Annotated in this window: 1 protein-coding gene; it reads left to right on the plus strand. The window is 68.9% G+C overall.

Going from position 1 to position 746, the window contains the following annotated elements:
* Nucleotides 1–472 precede the first annotated feature (472 nt).
* Nucleotides 473–682, plus strand: a complete 210-nt coding sequence (locus Q7A36_RS40420) for a hypothetical protein (protein WP_305109428.1) — start codon at nt 473–475, stop codon at nt 680–682.
* Nucleotides 683–746: the final 64 nt, after the last annotated feature.

Below are 746 nucleotides of genomic sequence, written 5' to 3' on the forward strand. Positions count from 1 at the left end.
CGTTGAGAAAGCCGTCGGTCAGTCGAGTGGGGCTGGCGCGATGCTGACGGCGACAGCCGCGGTCTGATCGCCAACGACGACGATCAGAATGACGACGAGAGCATGCAAAGCTGTGGGGGGAGGAGGGCCGCGAGCCGCCTATTTGGTAAGGTCCTCGGGTGTGGGGGCGAAGGAGCGACGCCGGTGCCAAAGCGGGTATGGCGGCTGACGCTGGTGGCCGAGGAGGCTGAAGGGACGACGGAGACCGAACTCGCCCGGATCGAGCGGGGCGAGGCGGGCGGGCTGGCCGATCTCGGGCTCAGCCTTGAGGAGGTGAAGCATCTCACTGCGGCATTACAGGCCGAGATCGTGACGGCCCAAGTGGCCACGGTGGATGAGCGCCGCCGAAGAACCCGCGAACCCAGAGCAGGCAAGGCGCCAAGCCGCCGCTCCGGTAAGCTCCCGATCCGCGGGGGCGAAGGGAGCGGGGCCGGTGCCGAAGCTGGTGTGGCGGGTGAAGCTGGTCGCGGAGCTGGAACCCGGGGTGGCGACCGAGACCGAGGTGGCCCGGATCGAGCGTGACGAGGTGGCCAGCTTGGCCGACCTCGGGCTCCGGCTGGAGGAGGTGAAGCGGCTCACCGCGGCGCTGCATGCGTATTCCGATGATGTCGGCCGCCTGTTCCGGAGCGATGTCGGCCACTGATTCCGAAGTCATGTCGGCCGGCCGTTCCGATTGATGTCGGCCGGGGTGGCGCTCGTCCGCGGGC

The sequence above is a fragment of the Paracraurococcus lichenis genome (genome assembly GCF_030657435.1).
GTDB lineage: Bacteria > Pseudomonadota > Alphaproteobacteria > Acetobacterales > Acetobacteraceae > Paracraurococcus > Paracraurococcus lichenis.